This window comes from Photobacterium makurazakiensis, assembly GCF_050336715.1.
Taxonomy (GTDB): domain Bacteria; phylum Pseudomonadota; class Gammaproteobacteria; order Enterobacterales; family Vibrionaceae; genus Photobacterium; species Photobacterium makurazakiensis.
In genome coordinates, this window is sequence record NZ_JAKJSJ010000009.1 from 381,183 (window position 1) to 396,317 (window position 15,135).

At 43.8% G+C, this 15,135-nt stretch carries 15 protein-coding genes; 6 read left to right on the forward strand and 9 right to left on the reverse strand.

The window, feature by feature from the left end; translation table 11 throughout:
• Positions 1 to 5: 5 nt before the first annotated feature.
• The 3 genes from sdhA to sdhC are packed head-to-tail and all read right to left on the reverse strand — an operon-like array spanning position 6 to position 2,494.
• On the reverse strand, positions 6 to 1,772 hold the full coding sequence (sdhA, locus tag L4D09_RS02040) for a succinate dehydrogenase flavoprotein subunit (RefSeq protein ID WP_428455820.1): 1,767 nt from the start codon (positions 1,770 to 1,772) through the stop codon (positions 6 to 8).
• Positions 1,773 to 2,120 (reverse strand): succinate dehydrogenase, hydrophobic membrane anchor protein, encoded by a 348-nt coding sequence (gene sdhD / locus L4D09_RS02045; RefSeq protein WP_428455821.1) that lies wholly within the window; start codon positions 2,118 to 2,120, stop codon positions 1,773 to 1,775. It lies immediately after the preceding gene.
• Entirely contained in the window at positions 2,114 to 2,494 is a 381-nt protein-coding gene (gene sdhC, locus L4D09_RS02050; protein ID WP_428455822.1) for a succinate dehydrogenase cytochrome b556 subunit, read from the reverse strand. Before sdhC ends, sdhD begins: the two co-directional genes overlap by 7 nt.
• A 407-nt stretch (positions 2,495 to 2,901) precedes the next feature.
• Between sdhC and L4D09_RS02055 the strand changes: the two genes are divergently transcribed.
• Positions 2,902 to 4,191: a citrate synthase gene (locus L4D09_RS02055; RefSeq protein WP_428455823.1), complete on the forward strand. Its 1,290-nt coding sequence runs from the start codon at positions 2,902 to 2,904 to the stop codon at positions 4,189 to 4,191.
• Positions 4,192 to 4,362: 171 nt separating this feature from the next.
• Here L4D09_RS02055 and L4D09_RS02060 read toward each other — a convergent pair whose 3' ends face one another.
• The 3 genes from L4D09_RS02060 to L4D09_RS02070 form a co-directional block, all read right to left on the reverse strand.
• Positions 4,363 to 7,116 (reverse strand): cation-translocating P-type ATPase, encoded by a 2,754-nt coding sequence (locus tag L4D09_RS02060; protein WP_428455824.1) that lies wholly within the window; start codon positions 7,114 to 7,116, stop codon positions 4,363 to 4,365.
• Positions 7,117 to 7,559: 443 nt separating this feature from the next.
• Complete coding sequence (locus tag L4D09_RS02065; protein ID WP_428455825.1) at positions 7,560 to 8,318, reverse strand: Nif3-like dinuclear metal center hexameric protein; 759 nt, start codon at positions 8,316 to 8,318, stop codon at positions 7,560 to 7,562.
• Between the two features lie 189 nt (positions 8,319 to 8,507).
• Positions 8,508 to 8,714 (reverse strand): DUF2517 family protein, encoded by a 207-nt coding sequence (locus L4D09_RS02070; protein ID WP_428455826.1) that lies wholly within the window; start codon positions 8,712 to 8,714, stop codon positions 8,508 to 8,510.
• Between the two features lie 169 nt (positions 8,715 to 8,883).
• Here L4D09_RS02070 and L4D09_RS02075 point away from each other — a divergent pair, with 169 nt between their 5' ends.
• Complete coding sequence (locus L4D09_RS02075) at positions 8,884 to 9,642, forward strand: DUF1853 family protein (RefSeq protein WP_428455827.1); 759 nt, start codon at positions 8,884 to 8,886, stop codon at positions 9,640 to 9,642.
• Between the two features lie 85 nt (positions 9,643 to 9,727).
• Here L4D09_RS02075 and pgm read toward each other — a convergent pair whose 3' ends face one another.
• Together pgm and seqA are read right to left on the reverse strand one after the other, a co-directional pair.
• A complete protein-coding gene (gene pgm / locus L4D09_RS02080; RefSeq protein ID WP_428455828.1) occupies positions 9,728 to 11,374 on the reverse strand; it encodes a phosphoglucomutase (alpha-D-glucose-1,6-bisphosphate-dependent) in 1,647 nt (548 codons plus the stop codon).
• A gap of 38 nt (positions 11,375 to 11,412) precedes the next feature.
• Positions 11,413 to 11,961 carry a replication initiation negative regulator SeqA gene (gene seqA, locus L4D09_RS02085; protein WP_428455907.1) on the reverse strand — a complete coding sequence of 183 codons (549 nt, stop codon included), beginning with the start codon at positions 11,959 to 11,961 and terminating at the stop codon, positions 11,413 to 11,415.
• A gap of 102 nt (positions 11,962 to 12,063) precedes the next feature.
• On the opposite strand from seqA, the gene L4D09_RS02090 reads away from it, so the two are divergent.
• The 3 genes from L4D09_RS02090 to fldA all read left to right on the forward strand — a co-directional run bounded on the left by L4D09_RS02090 (position 12,064) and on the right by fldA (position 13,826).
• Entirely contained in the window at positions 12,064 to 12,831 is a 768-nt protein-coding gene (locus L4D09_RS02090; protein WP_428455829.1) for an alpha/beta fold hydrolase, read from the forward strand.
• 78 nt (positions 12,832 to 12,909) lie between these two features.
• Entirely contained in the window at positions 12,910 to 13,131 is a 222-nt protein-coding gene (locus L4D09_RS02095; RefSeq protein ID WP_428455830.1) for a DUF2788 domain-containing protein, read from the forward strand.
• A 167-nt stretch (positions 13,132 to 13,298) separates the two neighbouring features.
• Positions 13,299 to 13,826 carry a flavodoxin FldA gene (fldA, locus tag L4D09_RS02100; protein ID WP_428455908.1) on the forward strand — a complete coding sequence of 176 codons (528 nt, stop codon included), beginning with the start codon at positions 13,299 to 13,301 and terminating at the stop codon, positions 13,824 to 13,826.
• 73 nt (positions 13,827 to 13,899) lie between these two features.
• Here fldA and L4D09_RS02105 read toward each other — a convergent pair whose 3' ends face one another.
• Positions 13,900 to 14,403: a DUF4442 domain-containing protein gene (locus L4D09_RS02105; protein WP_428455831.1), complete on the reverse strand. Its 504-nt coding sequence runs from the start codon at positions 14,401 to 14,403 to the stop codon at positions 13,900 to 13,902.
• Between the two features lie 216 nt (positions 14,404 to 14,619).
• Between L4D09_RS02105 and fur the strand changes: the two genes are divergently transcribed.
• Positions 14,620 to 15,066 carry a ferric iron uptake transcriptional regulator gene (gene fur, locus L4D09_RS02110; protein WP_428455832.1) on the forward strand — a complete coding sequence of 149 codons (447 nt, stop codon included), beginning with the start codon at positions 14,620 to 14,622 and terminating at the stop codon, positions 15,064 to 15,066.
• The last annotated feature ends 69 nt before the right edge of the window (positions 15,067 to 15,135 follow it).

A 15,135-nucleotide genomic window follows, 5' to 3' on the forward strand; every position in this document is an offset into this window, starting at 1 on the left:
TCCCCTTAGTAAGTACGCGCTTTTGGTGGAAACGCTTCACGATGAACGGGTGCCATATTTACACCACGCTTAGACATTGTTTCTGTCTCAGGGTTATAAACAGAGTGGCATAACCAATTCGCATCATCACGCTCAGGGAAGTCAAAACGAGCATGCGCTCCGCGACTTTCTGTACGGTAGTTTGCCGCAACAGCTGTGGCAAAAGCGGTTTCCATTAAATTTTCAAGCTCTAAACATTCAACACGCTGGGTATTGAATTCTGTCGATTTATCTGAAAGGTATGCATTTTTAAGACGTTCACGAATAACTTTAAGCTCTTCTAAGCCTTTCGCCATTGCATCGCCTTCACGGAATACCGAGAAATTATTTTGCATACATTGCTGTAGATCTTTACGAATTTGAGCAGGGTCTTCACCGCCAGTACTGTTTTCCCAACGGTTATAGCGCTCAAGAGACGCTTCAATGTCTGCTTCTGTAGCAGGTTTAGCTTCAGCTTGTTTCTTCAGTGTTTCACCTAAGTGAAGGCCAGTTGCACGACCGAATACCACTAAATCAAGTAGCGAATTGCCACCTAAACGGTTCGCGCCGTGTACTGAGACAGAGGCAATTTCACCACAGGCAAATAGGCCTTGAATCTCAACATCAGCACCACTGTCATCTTGCTTAATTGCTTGACCCGAAACTTGAGTTGGTACACCGCCCATCATGTAGTGACAGGTAGGAATAACTGGAATAGGTTCTTTTACTGGATCAACATGAGCAAAAGTACGAGACAGTTCACAAACACCAGGTAGGCGCGATTCAAGAACATCTTTACCAAGGTGATCAAGTTTTAGCTTGATATGAGGGCCCCAAGGACCATCACAACCACGCCCCTCGCGAATTTCGACCATCATGGAGCGAGCAACAACATCACGGCCTGCTAGATCTTTCGCATTCGGCGCGTAACGTTCCATAAAACGCTCACCGTCTTTGTTGAGAAGGTAACCACCTTCACCACGGCAGCCCTCAGTAACCAAGACACCCGCACCAGCAATGCCGGTTGGGTGGAATTGCCACATTTCAATGTCTTGCATTGGAACGCCAGCACGAATTGCCATGCCAACACCATCACCAGTATTGATATGTGCATTGGTTGTTGATGCATAAATACGACCCGCACCACCAGTGGCAAGAATGGTTGCTTTCGATTTAAAGTAACAAACTTCACCGGTTTCCATGCAAAGAGCAGTACATCCTAAGATTGCACCGTCTTCGTTTTTAACCAGATCAAGTGCATACCACTCAGAGAAAATCGTCGTTTTATGTTTGATATTCTGCTGGTACAGCGTATGAAGCAATGCATGGCCAGTACGGTCGGCTGCAGCAGCAGTACGTGCAGCTTGCTCACCACCGAAGTTCTTCGATTGGCCACCAAATGGACGTTGATAAATGGTGCCATTATCAAAACGAGAAAACGGCAAACCCATTTTTTCTAATTCAATAACAGATTCTGGGCCGTTCTTACACATATATTCGATAGCGTCTTGGTCACCGATATAATCAGAGCCTTTTACGGTATCGTACATATGCTGTTCCCAGTGATCATCGTGCGCATTACCAAGGGCAACGGTAATCCCCCCTTGTGCAGACACGGTATGAGAACGAGTTGGGAATACTTTAGACAGCAACGCACATTTAAGGCCTTGCTCAGAAATTTGTAGTGCAGCGCGCATTCCAGCACCACCAGCACCGATTACTACGGCATCAAACTCTCGAACTGCAATGCTCACTTACGCACCCCACACAATAAAGAAACCAGAAAATAGGTAAACCAAAAGAACAGCGACGACACCAAACTGAAGACCTGCACGTAAAGCGGCAGATTTAATGTAATCAGTTAATACCTGCCATAAACCAATCCAGGCGTGGATCAAAATAGACAGTAGTGCCAGCATGGTGAATACCTTGGTACTCAACTTACCCCAGAAGGCAGTCCATGTTTCAAACGTTAGATCTGGCCCGAAAGCCAAAAAACCAACTAAATAAATTGTGTAAAAAGTGAGGATGATTGCAGTTGCACGGATCAGGATAAAATCATGAACGCCGTTACGACCAACTGTTGATACGTTGTTTACCATACTAAGACTCCTGCGAAGACTGAAAGCACAGCGACAATCGCGAAGCTGACTTTCGCGCTTGCAATGCCGGATTCCATTTCTTCAAAATATCCCATATCCATGATCAAATGACGCACACCAACCACTATGTGGTAGAACAACGCGGTCAAAATGCCCCAAAGTACAAACTTCGCAAAAAAGCTATTGACAATGCTGGCAGCACTGGCGAAACCTTCAGGGGAGGATAAAGAGATACTTAGTAGCCAGAGCAAGATGGCTACAGCAACAAAAGTGATCACGCCGGAAACGCGATGTATGATCGACGCTATCGCTGTTAGGGGAAAGCGAATCGTCTGTAGGTCGAGATTGACAGGTCTTGGCTTATTTACTTTCACGGTGATTGCCCACTCAGCTCCATTGAAGCAATTTTATAGTTATAACTCTCCGATCCTGCTTTAAACCAACAAAAACAATAACATTTACGCAACCCATCGTTGCGCTTTTGTGTGACTATTTTTGTAAAACACAGTTAAACCTAACTTACTAAATTTCTTGATAACTTAAGCATTTGTGTCTGGCGGCGGCAGAACCAGAGACCTGTCGCGAGTATACCCCCCGCAACAATCAATTACAAAGCTCGCAACATGACCTCTAACACAGTTTCGGAAATTTGCATTTTTTTAACCAAAGTTATTAACAATGCCACACAAAAGAACCACAAAAATTGACTTTCCCTCGTACGAAAGGTACAACAATCGTACATCCGCCTTGGATTAGGATTATAAAAACAAAGGAGATTGTTATGGCAGACAAGAAAGCTACTCTTCATATTGAAGGGGAAGCACCCGTCGAACTGTCGATTCTCGGGGGCACTGAAGGGCCAGAAGTAATAGATGTACGTAAGCTTGGTGCTAACGGTTATTTTACATTCGACCCGGGTTTTCTAGCCACTGCATCATGTGAATCTCAAATTACCTATATTGATGGTGATAAGGGTATTCTGCTTCACCGCGGTTACCCAATTGACCAATTGGCCAATAATGCTGACTATTTAGAAGTTTGTTATATTCTTCTATATGGTGAGGTTCCGACTCGTGAGCAATATGAGACATTCCGTACTACGGTAACTCGTCACACGATGGTTCATGAGCAAATTTCGAGCTTCTTCCATGGTTTCCGCCGTGACGCTCACCCTATGGCTGTCATGTGTGGAGTAGTTGGCGCGCTCGCAGCGTTCTATCACGACTCGTTAGATATCAATAACGATACCCACCGTGAAATCACAGCGTTCCGCCTGCTATCCAAAATGCCAACGCTTGCATCGATGTGTTACAAATACTCAATCGGCCAGCCATTTATTTTCCCTCGTAACGACTTAGACTATGCTGAAAACTTTCTACACATGATGTTTGCAACGCCATGTGAAGAGTATACCGTCAGCCCTGTTGTAGCCCGTGCGATGGATAAAATCTTTACGTTACATGCTGACCACGAGCAAAATGCCTCGACTTCTACTGTTCGACTTGCAGGTTCATCGGGCGCGAACCCATTTGCCTGTATTGCTGCTGGTATCGCTTCACTTTGGGGCCCTGCCCACGGCGGTGCTAACGAAGCTTGTCTGAAGATGCTAGAAGAAATTGGCAGCGTTGATAAGATCCCTGAGTATGTTGAACGTGCTAAAGATAAAGACGACCCATTCCGCCTAATGGGCTTTGGTCACCGTGTTTATAAGAACTACGACCCACGTGCAACCGTGATGCGTGAAGCGTGCCATGATGTACTTAAAGAGCTGGATATTAAAGATCCGCTGCTTGATGTTGCCATGGAGCTGGAGCGTATTGCACTTTCCGATGAATATTTCGTTGAGAAAAAACTCTACCCGAACGTCGATTTCTACTCAGGTATTATTCTGAAGGCAATCGGTATTCCAGTATCAATGTTTACCGTTATTTTCGCGATGTCTCGCACTATCGGTTGGATTGCACACTGGAACGAAATGCATAATGACCCGACGAATCGTATTGGTCGCCCTCGTCAGTTGTACACGGGTTACAACCAGCGTGATTTCAGCCCTCTTCATGAGCGTGAATAGCAATTTACTAAATTGCGTAAATAAACAAGACACGTAAATAAGTAAGAAAGCCACCTTCGAAAGAAGGTGGCTTTTTTTTCAATACTTACCCCGTCACGCTACTAAAAACCAGTCACTTTTGATAATAAAAAAGGGCCATAAAGGCCCTTTTCTTTACTTATCATACAAAGATTAAACTAGCTTAGTCTTTGTTAGCTCTTTAATACCAGACAGAATAAATGTAGGTAGTGAAGCTGCAATGAACACGGTAAATAGGTGCCCTGCTGTTAGCGCTTCAGTGCTAAAGATAAACTGGCCAACACCGGTGTAGATAACACCTAGAGACAACGTTGCAGACAACGCTACCGCACCTAACAAGTACTTGTTGGTGAATGGGTTCTTGCGGAACAGCGTAGTGAACGTACGTGAATCAAAGATGTGCCATAGCTGGCAGAACACTAGCATTGCAAACGCCATCGTCTGTGCGTAGTTAGCGCTTAGGCCAGCGTTGACTGCCCAGTTGAATGCCATGAAGCTCATGCCACCTTGAGCCAAACCACGTACCACAATACGTGTACCTAAGTGATCGCTGAAGAAGCTTTCGTTACGCTTACGCGGCTTACGCTCCATCAAGTCTTTCTCTTCTGGGTCAACACCAAGTGCTAGTGCTGGTAAACCATCAGATACTAAGTTAATCCAAAGGATCATCAGTGGTGTCAGTGGTAATGCCACTTCAGGGCCCATGAATAGGAAGGCAAACAGAATTACTGATACTTCACCAACGTTTGCGGTTAGTGCCTGACGGATAAACTTACGCAGGTTATCAAAGATCTGACGACCTTGACGAACGGCCTTAACAATGGTGCTAAAGTTATCATCCAGAAGGATCAAGTCGCCTGAATCTTTAGCAACCGACGTGCCCGTAATACCCATAGCAACACCAATGTCAGCACGGCGTAGCGCTGGCGCATCGTTCACACCATCACCAGTCATCGCAGCGACTTCATTGTTGTGTTGTTGAGCCTGTACAATACGCAGCTTATGTTCTGGTGATACACGGGCAAATACTGCAACGTTTGGACAAATACGACGTAGTTCTTCATCGTCCATATCATCAAGTTGGGTACCCGTAACAACTAAATCTTCTTCGCTACGAATAATACCAATTTCGCGTGCAATCGCTGCTGCTGTAAGAGCATGGTCACCTGTGATCATTACCGTACGAACACCTGCGTCAAAACAGCTATCAACCGCGGCACGTACTTCTGGGCGAGGTGGATCCATGATGCCGTACAGGCCAAGAATCGTCACATCTTGCTCAAGTTCGCTAGGGTCACGCTGTAGGTCATCTTCCGATAACTCTCGGAAACCAACAGCGAGTGTACGTAGAGCCTGATGAGCAAAGTCTTGAATCGCCGCTTCATAGTTCGCAACTAACTGTTCTGATGGGTTAGCAGCTACAGCCAGGTTGCCTTCTGCTACCGCTGGCTGGTGAGCAACGACATCACCGTTAACCATAAAGCCTGAAGCATTACGTAATACAACATCTGGCGCACCCTTAATCGCTAGGAAATGCTTACCGTCAGGGCCTTTAACAATAACCGATGCCATTTTACGTGTAGAGTCAAACGGGAATTTCTCAATGATTGAGTAGCCGCCCGTTGAAAGCATTTCAGTCTGCTGTAGACCAGCCTTCGCCGCAGCGACAATCAATGCCCCCTCAGTTGGGTTACCACGTACAGATGACTTATCGCCATTTTGAATATACTCAGCATCATTACATAGTGTCGCAACGACCAAGCCTTGCATCATTTCAGGGCTATCTTTCACATCTGTGCTGTGTGAAAGAGGCTTAAATTCACCTTTAGGAGAGAAACCTTTACCGCTCACTTCCCAGTTTCGACCAGATGCATCGTAGGCTTTCATTACCTGCATTTGGTTCTGAGTCAGCGTACCTGTCTTATCTGAACAGATAACAGTTGTTGAACCAAGAGTTTCAATCGCAGCCAGCTGCTTAGCGAGAGCATTGCTCTTCACCATCTTCGTTGAACCCATGGTTAGAACGATAGTAACAACAGTTGGTAGACCTTCAGGAATTGCTGCTACAGATAGTGAAATACCTGTGTTCAGAATTTCAAGCCATGGCATGCCATGGTATAGACCGATAACACATACAACCGCTACTACACCTAGTGCAACAATCATTAGCGTTTTGGCAATCAAATCCATACGCTCTTGCATTGGGGTCTTGGTTTCTTCGGTATTCGCCATCATGTCCGCGATATGGCCAACCTCAGTCTGCATACCAGTGCCAATAACAATGCCGACACCTGTACCACCTGTCACAATCGTGGTCATGAAGCCCATGTTAACCTGATCGCCCAAGCTAATATGACCATCTTCCAGCGTTTTACTTGTCTTATCGACAGGCTCAGATTCACCGGTCAGTGCGGCCTCGTCAATCGATAGACGGTTAGATTCAATAATACGAACGTCAGCCGCTAAGATGTCACCCGTGCTAATCTTTAGCACATCACCAGGAACAATCTCACGTGCTGGAATATCCACCCACTCACCATTACGACGTACCTGCGCCATAGGTGCTGCCATGTCACGTAGTGCTTCCATTCCTTTCTGAGCTTTAAACTCCTGCCAGAAAGCAATAACTACGTTAATCACAATAATGACGGCAATCGCCACAGCATCAATTAAGTGACCAGTGAAGAAAGAAACAATCGCACCAACGGCTAGAATAAAAATCAATGGATTTTTGAATTGGTGAGTCAGCAGTTCTAGCGCAGACTTACCGGCTTGTTCTTGAAGCTCATTTGTGCCGTGTTGCTCTGTGCGCTTATTAACTTCCGCAGTGTCCAACCCTTTTTCAGCTGACGTTTCCATTATGGAAATCGTGCTGTCAACCGTTTCGGTAAACCACTTTTTTGTCATGGGGAATCTCCAATAAATAAATCAGCCAACACCAGTTAAATATTTACTGGTAAAAAATATCGGCTGACATAGATCGAGTTAAATTAATGTCTCGTTATTAATGGCAAATCATTACCTGTAATTTTTTACATCCCTGAATAAAGACTGAATAAACAATTCAAGGTATATCAAACGAGTTAATTTAAATTATCGGATTGATTCATGGTTGTAATTATATTTCGAACTCGAGACCGTAATTCAGGCCCATCTTTTGACGAAAGTCAAAAAACCGACCGAAAGCACATTAAAAACCTGTAAAAAAATGAAAGATTATATTAATTAGACCCAGATCTAACAGAATCAACACCTCCATATTTTCGATGTATGTAATTTTACAACACAAAATAAAAGGCTCGGCATTAGAAATGGCGAGCCTTTTATTATTCTATATAGCTGAATCAGACCTAAACAGGGTTATCAATATCGATAAAATTAATATCTAAATCATATTTTATTGCTAAATATTCACCTAACGCTTTAATGCCATAACGCTCTGTTGCATGGTGTCCTGCACTATAATAATGAATACCTAATTCTCGGGAAATATGAACTGTTCTTTCGGAAATCTCACCAGAAATAAAAGCATCCAGTCCTTTTTGTGCTGCTAATTCAATATAATCTTGGCCACCACCAGTACACCAACCCACCGTTTTAATTTCTTTCGGAGAATTATCACCAATATGTAACGGCTCTCGATGTAGTGTAATTGCAAGTCGCGCGGCTAGCTCATCACCAGTTAGTGGCTGCTCTAGTTGACCATAAATAGCAACAGAGTTAGGGTTGCCGTCTTCCAGCCCGCCAAGCACTTCTATACCTAATAATTTGGCCAATTGTGCGTTATTACCGAGTTCAGGGTGAACATCCAACGGTAAGTGATAAGCATATAAGTTAATACCATTTTCAATCAATGCTTTAATACGTCGAAACTTCATACCACGGATCTCAGCGGGTTCACCTTTCCAAAAAAAGCCGTGATGAACCAATATCGCGTCTGCTTTTTCTGCAATTGCATGGTCAATCAGTGCCTGACACGCAGTAACGCCTGTAATGATTTTTTTTACTTCTACGTTACCTTCAACCTGAAGACCGTTCGGGCAATAATCTTTAATTAAATGAGGACTTAGCAACTTGTTGAGTTCAGACTCAAGCTTAATATTATTCATATTTTTTATTCCTTCTTTAGCCGCATGCTTAAGCAACCTCAAGATAGCGTATTTTTGAGTGTCATAATGACTCACCGACACTCTATCTGTTTTCTATATTCTATCTCGAAAATCAGGCATTAAAAAAGCTGCATGTGTGCAGCTTTTTACGCATATACGTGGTATCCATGTGACTAAAGCACAATTAACCTAGTATAGTTCTTCTACAGCATGTTCACTTTCGATAAGCCAAACGGGCTTATCGCTGGTTTTCAGCCACATTCGATGTAAGTAGCTATAGAGTTTTGAGCGAGTATACATGGAAGTAAAAATCATTATGGGAAAAGTACTCACGCCAGCAACGACCACAAAGGTACGGCGTAGTAAAATGTACGATGTTGAATAATGTTTATACATATCGCCCTCTCCAATCATTTAGTAATCTTACTTATAGTAAGGATAATGATTAGAGTAAACACCCTAAGTTATAGCTCAGTACTTAACAAGATAAGCCTTGCATCAGCCTACACACGATAAAATGGTATCTATGTCTCTGAAATACAACACCGCGCCTATTGAAGAATTTATGAATAATAGCGCTCAAGCGATTTTGCAGCTCCCCCCGCTACTTGCTGGCCATGAATTAATTGCCGATCAAACTTGGTTCGATGCCTTTCGCATTCACGCGGTGCTTCCACCAGCACAAGAATATAGAGGTAACCATCGGCTTGGCTTCTTTTATCAGTGGCTTTGGCAACAGCTGATTACTCACCATCCGCACTACACGCTTATTGCTGAAGAGCTGCAGCTAACGCACAATAAACAAACCTTAGGGGCGATTGATTTTATTGTCAGAAATGAACTAACAGGGCAGCTTGAACATTGGGAGGTGGCAATTAAGTTTTATCTGGCTTTTGAGCAATCTTGGCCTGGGCCCAATGCCCGCGATAATCTTGATAAGAAAGCCGAACGAATGTTGGCACACCAACTTTCGATGTCACAGCATTCAGCTTATGAGAACCAATTTTCCTCTCAATACGGTACGCCACAAGTACACCGCCTCATAATGCAAGGCCGATTATTCTACCCTTGCCAACAGGATTATTCCGGCTCATCCATCACGCTGAACCCCAATGCTGCTAGCGGCCTTTGGTGCTATTGTTCACAAGCGTACAAGTTCAACTTACGAAGCATCTCGAAACCACAGTGGATAGCCCCTCCAACCTTTGATCAAGTTGAACATCACGACCAACTATTAAACGTCAGCCACCCAACAATGGCTATCGCGCCCGATAATCAAATCTGGTTTGTGATGCCAGAGTGCTGGCCTAATACTGGCGAATAAGCCAGCAAACGTCAGCATAAAATTGCAGAGATAAAAAAACGCCCGACATGCGGGCGTTTTTAATCGTAAGAAAAAGCTAACCAGCTTAGATGCCTGCGTCAGCAAATACCTTACTCACAATTTCCTGTGCTTCTTTTTCGATAAGTGCAAGGTGCTCTTTACCTTTAAAGCTTTCACAGTAAATTTTATAAATATCTTCAGTACCTGATGGGCGAGCTGCAAACCAACCGTTTTCAGTGGTTACTTTCAGGCCACCAATTGCCGCACCGTTACCCGACGCATGAGTCAGGCGCGCAGTAATCGTTTCACCCGCTAGCGTTTCAGCGGCAACCATTTCGGGAGACAATTTGCTAAGTACTGCTTTTTGCTCACCATTCGCTACAGCTTGAATACGGTTATACTCTGATGCGCCATGCTTAGCCGCCAGCTCATCATAGTATTGTTGCGGGTTCTTACCCGTAACAGCCGTAATTTCAGCGGCTAACAGACATAAAAGGATACCGTCTTTATCTGTTGACCATGGTGTACCATTCAGTCGTAAGAAAGATGCACCAGCACTCTCTTCACCACCAAAGCCCAGCTCACCGCTGTATAGACCATCAACAAACCATTTGAAGCCAACAGGCACTTCGCAAAGTTCTCGGCCTAGATCAGCAACAACACGGTCGATCAACGCACTTGAAACCAATGTCTTACCAACGGCAACATCCTGACCCCAGTCTGGACGGTGGCGATATAGGTAATCAATACAAACCGCTAAGAAGTGGTTAGGGTTCATTAGTCCAGCAGGCGTCACGATACCATGGCGGTCATAATCTGGGTCGTTACCGAACGCTAAGTCATACTTGTCTTTATGCGCAAGCAAGCCTGCCATCGCATAAGGTGATGAACAGTCCATACGCACTGCGCCATCTTTATCTAATGACATAAAGCGGAATGACGGATCGATAAACTCGTTCACCAACGTCAGGTCAAGATTGTAATATTGACCAATTTGACGCCAGTATTCGATACCAGAACCACCCAGTGGATCAACACCGATTTTCAGGTTTGCTTTCTGAATCGCAGCCATGTCGACAACATTAACAAGATCATCAACGTACGGAGCAACCAAATCATGCTCTTCAACAAAGTCGCTAGCAAAGGCATCTGCAATTGAAACACGCTTAACATCAACTAAACCAGCAGCAATGATTTCATTGGCGCGGGTTTCGATAGCTGTTGTTAAAGCACCTTCAGCAGGACCACCATGGACAGGGTTATATTTAATACCGCCATCTTGAGGTGGATTATGTGAAGGCGTAATAACGATACCGTCTGCTTTCGCATCATTAGCTTCGTTATGGCAAAGGATCGCGTGAGAAATACCCGGTGTTGGCGTATAACCGCGATCTTTTTGGATAACGACCTGAACACCATTAGCAACCAGTACTTCTAGTGTTGAGGTAAAAGCTGGCTCAGATAATGCGTGGGTATCTTTACCCAAAAATAGCGGGCCAGTTACCCCATTAGCAGTGCGTACTTCGGCAACAGCTTGAGCAATTGCCCAAATATGGTGCTGATTGAAGGTGCCTTTGTCGGCAGTACCGCGATGACCAGATGTGCCAAATGCCACTTTCTGCTGCGGGTTTTGAGCACTTGGCTCAATCAGGAAATAATTCGCCACCAACGCAGGAATATTGTGCATATCTTCTTGCTGAGCTTGCTGCCCAGCGCGAGGATGAATCGCCATTAAACTTATCCTTGTAAGACAAATAGGCATAATGCCTGTTAAATTTCACCGCAAACTTTTTCAACGATATCTGCACCGAAGTTCATTTTACCCATCAGTTGCTCAACCATCTGACGTTTGCGATCAGTATTAGTATTCGTGATCACCCAGAATGGCGTTTCTGGGATCGATTTTGGCTTGGTCGTTTTGCCGCTTGCTAATAGTGTTTCCTCACTTTCAGCAAAATAGACACGAGTACGGCCTTTAATGGCCGCAGCTTCGGCAAAACCCTGCGGATCGATATGATAAAGCGAGGATAAAACCAGCATAAATCGACCAATCGCTTTTTCCTGAGCAGCAAACTCATCAGAGATCAGCAGACTGCGCATTTCTTTAACGCGATCAGTCTGGGCTACATTACCAGCATCTTTGCTAACCACGATCCCCTTAGGACGAACAGGCATAACGGCCTCTGGCTGCACAGCAATCGCGTCTTGATCTGGCATCATAAGCAATCGGCGTAAGATATCAGATGCGCTCTCGCCAATATGTTGCGTTTGGCTAGCGATGTAACGATATAGCTCTTCGTCTACCTCAATAGTCTTCATCGTAGTGTTCATTATCGTTCCGTTTAAAAATCACCGTGAGATTATAACGTGATCCGAGGTTATACTCTACGGTAAAGCGTTAACAACAAGAGAAAATAGTCTGTGAATCTTCATTACCAAGTGAATGGCGAAGGAAGCGCGATCATCTTGATCCATGGTTTGTTTGGCAGTGCCGACAATTTAGGCCTACTCGCCAGATCGTTGAAAGATAAATATAAAGTGATCAGTGTTGATCTACGTAACCATGGCCGTTCACCACATAGCCCTCATTTTACCTACCGTGAAATGGCCGCAGATGTTTTGAGTGTGATTGATGAACTCAACATCGAGCAATTTTCAGTTATTGGTCATTCTATGGGCGGGAAAGTCGCTATGGCGCTGACAGAAATAGCTGGCAATCGATTAGAGCAGCTTCTCGTCCTCGATATGGCCCCTATTCATTACCATGTTCATCGCCATCAAAATGTTTTCGCGGGCTTACGCGAAGTGGCTAAACACACTGTCAGTAAGCGCAGTGAAGCGGAAAGCTATCTGGCAATGCATGTAGTAGAACCTGGCGTACGTCAGTTCCTGCTTAAATCATTCGCCAAGCAAGATAACGGAGAGTATGGCTGGCGTTTTAATGTCGAAGGGCTTATCGCGAACTACGATACGATTATGGGTTGGCAAGACGTGCCGACTTATCATGGTAAAACATTATTTATTAAAGGGCAGAATTCTGACTACATCTTGCCTGAGCATCGAGAAGCGATAAACCGTCAATTTCCGAGTGCAAAAGCACATATGGTCGCGAATACTGGACACTGGCTGCACGCAGAAAAACCAGAGACCGTAAATCGTATCATTTTGAACTTCTTACAAGCCGCTTAGCCGTTAACAGGTGGCTACTGTCTGTGGTATAGTTCGCGCCAAGCTCAACATTAGCAATGATCAGGTAAGGAGACATTAATGTTGTATGAGCATATGGACTTGCTTGAATCCATTGGTTTGGACTTACTATTTGCTGCCATTTTTTTCTTTATTGGTATGGCCATTAAAGATGTGCTGAAGCAAGGTAATGTACCACCTTTTGGACGCAAAATTGTCTGGTTAGTCCTATTTTTAGGCTGTACTGGCTTCATTACTAAAGGTCTTATCCAGCTTAGCTGGGAAGGGGCTGGCATCGGTTAACGTTGAGATAATAAATTTAACCAATGGTGGGTTTTGATCATTAAATCGCATAGACTCGTAGATCGAAATAGTTATCATTGGCTATCAGGCATAGCGCCTAGCAACGAATAATGTACCTCGTTAGCAGTCAGGCTAACGGTCAACAATTAATACGGGTAATTTCTACTATGGCGAGTGTAGGACTCTTCTTTGGTAGCGACACTGGTAATACAGAAGCAGTCGCTAAAATGATCCAGAAGCAACTAGGTAAAAACTTAGTTGAAGTTAAAGATATCGCGAAAAGCAGCAAAGAAGATATCGACAATTTTGATCTTCTACTACTGGGTATCCCAACATGGTACTACGGTGAAGCACAGTGTGATTGGGATGACTTCTTCCCTGAGTTAGAGAACATCGATTTCTCTACCAAGCTAGTTGCTATCTTCGGCTGTGGCGATCAGGAAGACTACGCTGAGTACTTCTGTGATGCGATGGGTACAGTACGTGACATCATTGAAGGCCGTGGTGCAACCATTGTTGGCCACTTCCCAACAGAAGGCTTTGAATTTGAAGCATCTAAAGCACTAGTTGATGAAAATAATTTCATCGGCCTATGTGTTGATGAAGATCGTCAGCCTGAATTGACCGAAGAACGCGTTACCCAGTGGGTTAAGCAAATTTTTGATGAAATGTGCCTAGCTGAACTAGCAGATTAATTTCACCGAATAACCAAAAACGCCAGAGCTCTGCTCTGGCGTTTTTTTATCTGCAATCTACCTAACACTATGACTATGATGTTAATTCCTCTTGTTTGAGATTATCAGCTTCCGCTCGGTACCCTGGTTTCTTCCTGACATAAAGCGTACGCTTCACTTCAGATACAATCTCACCATCTGCATTTTTTACTTGTACACAAAACTCAGGGAAGTACTTCTCACCTGCCACTGTAGCCTGAAGAATCTCATTTAAACAGCTATCACTTATTATAAAATCAGCATACAAGTCACTATTGCCCGGCTTGATAAAACTGATTTCAGCATGCTTATCCCAGACATAATATTGCCGGCCTAACAACCCAATCAGCATCAAGGCATAAACAGGGTCTGTGAGTGAAAAGATACTGCCGCCATATTGAGTTCGATTAGCATTTTTATTCCACCATCTTAACTTAAGCTTTATCCGTACGCTTTTAAAGTCATTAGAAATACGAATGATACTGATTCCTGATCCCCAAAAGGGAGGCCATAAATTCAGAGCCAGCCTGACGATGGCTGGTTTATAGAAACGATACATAGCGTCTAACCTTCAAACTGGTACGATGAGACAAATATTACTCCCCTAAAATCGAAATGTACATTTTGACAACAAACTAACAACAAAAAGAAAAGTTAGATATCAGCAAGATTGACCCGCTTTGAGGTTTATTGTTACCTTGTGGTCACTTATAATAAGTAAAGAAGAGAAAGACTACCGCATCATGTTGATGTGGATAGCCAATAGGAAACTCGAATGTCAGATAATAATCATGCACTCAAGCAAGCAGGCCTTAAGGTTACACTTCCACGTCTGAAAATTTTGGAAGTATTACAGCAACCTGACTGCCAACATATCAGTGCTGAAGACTTGTATAAAAAATTAATCGATATTGGTGAAGAAATTGGTCTGGCAACGGTTTACCGAGTTTTAAACCAATTTGATGATGCTGGCATTGTGACTCGTCATCACTTCGAAGGTGGTAAATCTGTTTTCGAACTGGCTACGCAACATCACCATGATCACTTAGTGTGTTTGGATTGCGGCAAAGTAATTGAATTTTCTGATGATGTTATCGAAGAACGTCAAAAAGAAATTGCTTCAAGCTTTAATGTTCGCCTGACAAACCACAGCTTATACCTCTACGGTCACTGTATTGAAGGTAACTGTTCAGAAGACGAAACCCTTCATAACCCACGATAATTAATTCGCTATTATAAAAATATAAAAGCTAAGCGCTCAACACTTAGCCACTTAAGAATGATTATCCAG

Coding starts and splice junctions, on each gene's coding strand:
- sdhD (WP_428455821.1), bottom strand. CDS start 2,120: ATGGTAAACAACGTATCAACAGTTGGTCGTAACGGCGTTCATGATTTT.
- L4D09_RS02055 (WP_428455823.1), top strand. CDS start 2,902: ATGGCAGACAAGAAAGCTACTCTTCATATTGAAGGGGAAGCACCCGTC.
- L4D09_RS02060 (WP_428455824.1), bottom strand. CDS start 7,116: ATGACAAAAAAGTGGTTTACCGAAACGGTTGACAGCACGATTTCCATA.
- L4D09_RS02065 (WP_428455825.1), bottom strand. CDS start 8,318: ATGAATAATATTAAGCTTGAGTCTGAACTCAACAAGTTGCTAAGTCCT.
- L4D09_RS02070 (WP_428455826.1), bottom strand. CDS start 8,714: ATGTATAAACATTATTCAACATCGTACATTTTACTACGCCGTACCTTT.
- L4D09_RS02075 (WP_428455827.1), top strand. CDS start 8,884: ATGAATAATAGCGCTCAAGCGATTTTGCAGCTCCCCCCGCTACTTGCT.
- pgm (WP_428455828.1), bottom strand. CDS start 11,374: ATGGCGATTCATCCTCGCGCTGGGCAGCAAGCTCAGCAAGAAGATATG.
- seqA (WP_428455907.1), bottom strand. CDS start 11,961: ATGAAGACTATTGAGGTAGACGAAGAGCTATATCGTTACATCGCTAGC.
- L4D09_RS02095 (WP_428455830.1), top strand. CDS start 12,910: ATGTTGTATGAGCATATGGACTTGCTTGAATCCATTGGTTTGGACTTA.
- fldA (WP_428455908.1), top strand. CDS start 13,299: ATGGCGAGTGTAGGACTCTTCTTTGGTAGCGACACTGGTAATACAGAA.
- L4D09_RS02105 (WP_428455831.1), bottom strand. CDS start 14,403: ATGTATCGTTTCTATAAACCAGCCATCGTCAGGCTGGCTCTGAATTTA.
- fur (WP_428455832.1), top strand. CDS start 14,620: ATGTCAGATAATAATCATGCACTCAAGCAAGCAGGCCTTAAGGTTACA.